6 protein-coding genes are annotated in these 6052 nt (G+C 65.0%); 2 read left to right on the top strand and 4 right to left on the bottom strand.

What is annotated here, in order from left to right:
• Positions 1–92: 92 nt before the first annotated feature.
• Positions 93–1076 carry an iron exporter MbfA gene (gene mbfA / locus EOA38_RS25105; protein ID WP_127300489.1) on the bottom strand — a complete coding sequence of 328 codons (984 nt, stop codon included), beginning with the start codon at positions 1074–1076 and terminating at the stop codon, positions 93–95.
• A gap of 168 nt (positions 1077–1244) precedes the next feature.
• Between mbfA and EOA38_RS25110 the strand changes: the two genes are divergently transcribed.
• On the top strand, positions 1245–1568 hold the full coding sequence (locus EOA38_RS25110; protein ID WP_127300490.1) for a hypothetical protein: 324 nt from the start codon (positions 1245–1247) through the stop codon (positions 1566–1568).
• A gap of 345 nt (positions 1569–1913) precedes the next feature.
• A complete protein-coding gene (locus EOA38_RS25115; protein ID WP_127300491.1) occupies positions 1914–2891 on the top strand; it encodes a threonine/serine dehydratase in 978 nt (325 codons plus the stop codon).
• Positions 2892–3128: 237 nt separating this feature from the next.
• On the opposite strand, the gene EOA38_RS25125 is transcribed toward EOA38_RS25115, so the two are convergent.
• The 3 genes from EOA38_RS25125 to EOA38_RS25135 all read right to left on the bottom strand — a co-directional run.
• A complete protein-coding gene (locus tag EOA38_RS25125; RefSeq protein WP_348627536.1) occupies positions 3129–4277 on the bottom strand; it encodes an ABC transporter permease in 1149 nt (382 codons plus the stop codon).
• A complete protein-coding gene (locus EOA38_RS25130) occupies positions 4274–5194 on the bottom strand; it encodes an ABC transporter ATP-binding protein (protein ID WP_127300492.1) in 921 nt (306 codons plus the stop codon). The genes EOA38_RS25125 and EOA38_RS25130 overlap by 4 nt, the downstream gene beginning before the upstream one ends.
• Positions 5191–6052 (bottom strand): HlyD family efflux transporter periplasmic adaptor subunit (locus EOA38_RS25135; protein WP_127300493.1); only part of this gene is annotated, 862 nt, incomplete at its 5' end. The genes EOA38_RS25130 and EOA38_RS25135, both read right to left, overlap by 4 nt.

The following is a 6052-nucleotide window of genomic DNA, read 5'->3' on the forward strand; positions in this document are numbered from 1 at the left end:
CATCATACACGGCTTCGTTCTGGCCTCGCAAAAATGAGCCCGAAGCAAATGTGTGCGCACGCTAGCCCCCAGGGGGAGAAGGGAAAAAGCGCTCAGGCATTCCCGATCAGCACGCCCGCGCCGAACACCAGCGCGCCGCCCAGCACCACCTGAAAGGCGGCGCGCCAGAATGGCGTCTGCATGTAGCGGTTCTGGACGAAGGCGATCGCCCAGAGCTCGAAGAACACCACGATCGCGGCGACGATCGTGGCCGTCCAGAAATAAGGGATGAGGTAGGGCAGCGCGTGGCCGAGCCCGCCCAGCGTCGTCATCACGCCGACGGTGAGGCCCCGCTTCAGCGGCGAGCCGCGCCCGGAGAGCTTGCCGTCATCGGAGGCGACTTCGGTGAAGCCCATCGAGATGCCGGCGCCGATCGAGGCGGCAAGACCGACGAGAAAAGTCTGGAACGTTTGATGGGTGGCGAACGCGGCCGCGAAGATCGGCGCCAGCGTCGACACCGACCCATCCATCAGTCCGGCGAGCCCCGGCTGCACATAGGTGAGGATGAACTGGCGCTGCTCGGCGCTCGCCTCCTCCTCCTTCACCTCGCCCGGGACATGCGTCTGCTCCAGCTCATGCGCGGAATTCTCGTGGCCGAGCTCGGCCGCGGCCAGATCGTCGAGCAGTTTGCGCGTCGAGGCGTCGGTGGTCCGCTTGGCCGCCTCGACATAGAATCGGTACGCCTGCCGCTCCATTTCCTCGGCCTGGCGGCGCACATGCTCGATGCCGAGCGGCCGCACCAGCCAGTCGGGCTTGCGTTCGTAATAGCCCCTGACATGTTCGCGCCGGATCAGCGGAATGCGCTCGCCGTAACGCTTGCGGTGGAGCTCGATGAGGGAATCGCGATGGCCGTCCTCCTCCTCCGCCATCGCCTCGAACACCTTGGCCGATTGCGGAAAGGCTTCCGCCAGCCCGTCGGCATAGGCGCGGTAGATGCGCCCGTCATCCTCTTCGGAAGAGATCGCCAGCGCCAGGATCTCCTGCTCCGACAACGAATCGAAGGAGCGGCGGCCGAAGCCGAAAACACGGGAAAGCATGAGGAAATCACCCTAATTTAGAATAGTTCTAAACTAGGTGCTTGGACGCCGAGGGTCAATCGTGAACACGGCGGGACAGGCGGAATTCGTTGATCCAGCGTCGCACCTTCATTATTGCCGAATGTTCACCTATATGAGGCGCGTCAATCGAAATCGAAGGAAGCAAGGATGACGGAAAAGAAGCTCCCGCACGCATTCGATGTGAAACCCGTTCTCGATCTCATCGCCGGCATCGAGGCCGACCTGCAGCGCCTCAAGGGTCTGGTCGAGGAACAGATCGAAAAATTCGATCCGGCCAATCCGCACAACAAGACGCTGGACGGCAAGCTGACCGAAGAGGGCGTCGAATGCTGCTACCGCATGTTCGACGAGGGCAAGTCGCGCTATTCGGTCGCCCAGCAGATGAAGATCTCGTTTGCCGCCGCCACGCATCGCTTCAACAGCTGGCGCAAGCTCGGCGGCAAGAAGCGGACGCGCACGCTGCTGGGGTGAGGCGTCGTACTTCGTCACGAAGGGCATCGGCGTTGAAGCTGCCAATCTCCCCCCTTGCGGGGGAGATGTCCGGCAGGACAGAGGGGGGTGTGAAGGAACTCTGTCCTTTCCGGCAAATGTAGAGCAGCCCTGGCAACTTGCGAGCGTATTCAGCATTGATCGGCTGAGATGTCGGCGGGACAGCACCCCCCTCTGGCCTGCCGGCCATCTCCCCCGCAAGGGGGGAGATTACGCGCTTCGCCGTCCGTCATCACCAACATTGTACCCATCACATTTTTTCGTTGGCGCGCCGGGATAATTTCCGTGCACCATAGGCGGTCCCATTCTTCCGCGAGGCCCCACGCCATGACCGCCCTGCCCGGCATTTCCGACATCCACGCCGCCGCCGCGCGGCTCTCCGGCCTGATCGTCGAGACGCCGCTTATCGAATCGCCGGAGCTCAACAGGCGCTATGGCGGCCGCATCCTGTTCAAGCCCGAGACGCTGCAGCGCACCGGCTCCTTCAAGATCCGCGGCGCCTACAACAAATTGTCGTCGCTGAGCGAAGAAGAGCGCAGTCGCGGCGTCGTTGCCTTTTCTTCCGGCAATCACGCGCAGGGCGTCGCCGCTTCGGCCGCGATGTTCGGCGTCAAGGCGGTCATTGCGATGCCCGTCGACGCCCCGGCGCTCAAAGTCGGCAATGTCCGCAAGATGGGCGCCGAGGTGGTGCCGTTCGACCGTTTCAAGGACGACCGCATGACGGTCGTTCGCCCCTATGTCGAGATGGGCATGGCATTGGTGCCGCCTTTCGACGATCCGGCCATCATCGCCGGCCAGGGCACGATCGGGCTGGAGCTGATGCGGCAGGCGAAGGCGCTCGGCGTCAGCCTCGACGCGGTGGTTATCCCCTGCGGTGGAGGCGGCCTGTCGAGCGGCATTTCCGTCGCCGTCAAGGACGCCTCGCCGGGCACCGCCGTCTGGGCGGTCGAGCCCGAGCATTTCGACGACACGCGCCGCTCGCTGGCCAAAGGCGAAAGGGTCTCGAACCAACCCGGTCATACCTCGATCTGCGATGCGCTCCTCACCGCCGAGCCCGGCGCCATCACCTTCGAGATCAACCGCCGGAACCTCGCCGGCGCCATCGCCGTCTCCGACAAGGCCGCCGCGCAGGCGATGCGCGACGCCATGGCCTACCTGAAGCTGGTGGTCGAGCCCGGCGGCTGCGTCGCGCTCGCGGCGCTCTCGTCCGGCGAAATCGACCTCGCCGGCAAATGCGTCGCCGTGGTGCTTTCCGGCGGCAATGTCGATTTCGGCACCTATGCCGAGATCATGGCTGCAGCTTAGGCGGTGCTGCTGCGACTCCACACACAGGCCGCGATCCGTCACACCCCCCTCTGGCCTGCCGGCCATCTCCCCGCAAGGGGGGAGATCAGCCGTCGCCGCCGCTTTCGCCAATCAATAACGTTGCAGGAGGGGCGACGACGCCGGAGCTGCCAATCTCCCCCCTTGCGGGGGAGATGCCCGGCAGGGCAGAGGGGGGTGCTGTCCCTCCAGCGTCAAACCTTTTTCGCCGTGCCTCGCTCAATCCAGTGTCCGCCGGAAGCGCAGCAGGGCGGCGCCGGCGAATGCCACCGCGAACACCGCCAGCCAGCCGATCTCGGCGGCTACCGCGTTGAAGTCGGCGCCCTTCAACATGACGGCGCGGGTGATGCGCAGGAAATGCGTCAATGGGAAGATCTCGCCCAAGATCTGAGCCCAGCCCGGCATGCCGCGATAGGGGAACATGAAACCGGAGAGCAGCAGCGACGGCAGGAAAAAGAAGAAGGTGAGCTGCATCGCCTGCATCTGCGATCGCGCCATGGTCGAGATCGTATAGCCGAGCAGCACCAGCGAAAGCACGAAGACCAGCACCGAGGAGAGCAGCAGCGTCAGGCTGCCGACGAAGGGGATTCCGAACAAAAGCTTCGCCGCCACCAGCACCACCACCACCTGCACGGCGCCGACGACGAGGAAAGGCAGCACCTTGCCCAGCATGATCTCGGCCGGGCTGGACGGCATGGCGAGCAGGTTCTCCATCGTTCCGCGCTCGGTCTCGCGGGTGAGCGCCATCGCCGTCATCATCACCATGGTCATCTGCAGGATGACACCGAGCAGGCCGGGCACGATGTTGTATTGCGAGATGCCTTCGGGATTGTAGCGCTGGTGCACCACCACCTGCAGCTGCTGCTTGGCGGCCTCAGTGGCGGTCGCCTGCATGCCCTGGGCGCGCAGCAGCGCCTGGCTCGCCACCGTGCCCAGCGTCGAGATAGCGCCGCTCGCCGCCGACGGATCGGTCGCGTCGGCCTCGATCAGGATCTGCGGGTTGTCGCCGCGCTCAACACGCCGGGCAAAGTCGGCCGGAATGGTGACGACGAAGGAGACGGCGCCCTTGGCCATCAGCATTTCGGCCTCGGCCGCGCTTTCGGCCACATGGTCGAAACGGTAGTAGCGGGTCATCTGCAGGGCGGAGACAATGGCGCGCGTGTACTGGTCGTTGCTCATCGCCACCAGCGCCGTCGGCAGGCTCTTCGGATCGTTGTTGATGGCAAAGCCGAACAGCACGAGCTGTAGCAAAGGCACGCCCAGCATCATGGCGAAGGTGATACGATCGCGCCGCATCTGGATGAACTCCTTGATCAGGAGCGCGCCGAGCCTGGCGAAGGAGAAGACCGCTCTCAGGCCATCTTTCATGTCATGTTGTCCTTCGAGCCGGCCATGAACTGGATGAACACGTCTTCCAGGCTGGTCTCGCCGGGCGTCACCGTCACGCCCTTGTGCTCCTTCTCGACATCGCCAAGCGCCTTTTCCAGCGCCGCCTTGTCGGAACCGACGACATGCAGCGTGGCGCCGAACGGCGCCACCTGGTCGACGCCGGGGCGGCCCTGCAGTGCCTCTTCCACGCGGTCGAGCCGCGGTCCCTGCACAACGAAGGTGGTGAGCCCGGCATTCTCGACCACCTCGTCCACCGTGCCGGTGGCGAGCAGCTTGCCGTAGGAGATGTAGCTGATGCGGTGGCAGCGCTCGGCTTCGTCCATGTAATGGGTGGAGACCAGCACCGTCAGCCCGCCGCCCGCCAGCCTGTGGATCTCGTCCCAGAACTCGCGCCGCGCCTTCGGGTCGACGCCCGCCGTCGGCTCGTCGAGCAGAAGCAGCTTCGGCTTGTGCATGATGCAGGCGGCTAAAGCCAGCCGCTGCTTCCAGCCGCCGGAAAGCGTTCCGGCCAATTGGTTGCGGCGCGTGGCCAGGCCGAGTTCCCTGAGCGTGCGGGCGACATATTCCTCGACCGGCTTCAGCTGATAGAGCCGCGCCACGAACTCGAGATTCTCGCCGATCGTCAGATCCTCGTAGAACGAGAATTTCTGCGTCATATAGCCGACCTCGCGCTTGATCCTGAGCGTGTCGGCCCGGATGTCGAAACCCAGCACCGTGCCTTCGCCCTCGTCCGGCGTCAAAAGTCCGCACATGATGCGGATGGTCGTCGTCTTTCCCGAGCCGTTCGGCCCGAGGAAGCCGACGATCTCGCCCTCGGCCACCGTCATCGTCACATGGTCGACGACGGTTTTGTCGCCGAAGCGCTTGACCAGCCCGCGCACGTCGATGACGTTCATTTTGCGAGGTCCGCCAGGTCGACGTCGACGATCTGGCCGGGCTGCAGCGCACTGGTATCGCCTTCCGGCCGTGCCTCGACGAGATAGACCAGCTTCTGCCGGTTCTGAAGCGAGTAGATCACCGGCGGAGTGAACTCCGGATCGGGCGAAACATAGCTGACGCGCGCCTTCAGATCCGGCCCGCAGCCGTCGCAACGCACGCTGAGCAGCGTGCCGACCTTCACCGACGAGAAAGCGGTCTCCGGCACATAGACGCTGAGCTTCATGGCGCCGTCGGGCAGCATCGAGACCACCGGCGCGGTCGGCCCGGCGGTGTCGCCGGGATTGCGGATGACATCGTTGACGCGGCCGCCGGAGGGCGCTGCCAGCACACGCTTGGAAAGGCGCCACTCGGCCTGCCCCAATTCCGATTGCGCCTGCTTGACCTGGTTCTCGGCCGCCTTGATCATCTCGGCCCGCCCCGGCAGGCCGCCGACGGCGAGATTGGCCTCGGCCTGGCCGACCTGCGCATTGGCGGTCTCAAGCGTGGCGGAGGCGGTGTCGTAGTCGGCCTGGGTGCCGGTGCCGCGCTTGTAGAGGTCGCTGGCGCGGTCGTATTTGCGCTTGGCGTCGGCGGCCTGGGCCTTGGCCATATCGACCTGTGCCTTGAGCACGGCGATCTCTTCCGGCCGCTTGCCCACTTGAAGGTCGGCAAGCTGCGCTTTGGCCTGCGCAAGTGCGGCCTGCGCCTGCGCCACGGCGATCTTGGCGTCGGCATCTTCCAGCGTCACCACTGGCATGCCCGGTGTCACCCGGTCTCCGCGTTTGACGTTGACCGTCGCAACCTGCGCCACCTCGATCGGCGCCATCAGCACATAC

The organism is Mesorhizobium sp. M1E.F.Ca.ET.041.01.1.1 (assembly GCF_003997355.1).
Classification (GTDB): Bacteria; Pseudomonadota; Alphaproteobacteria; order Rhizobiales; family Rhizobiaceae; genus Mesorhizobium.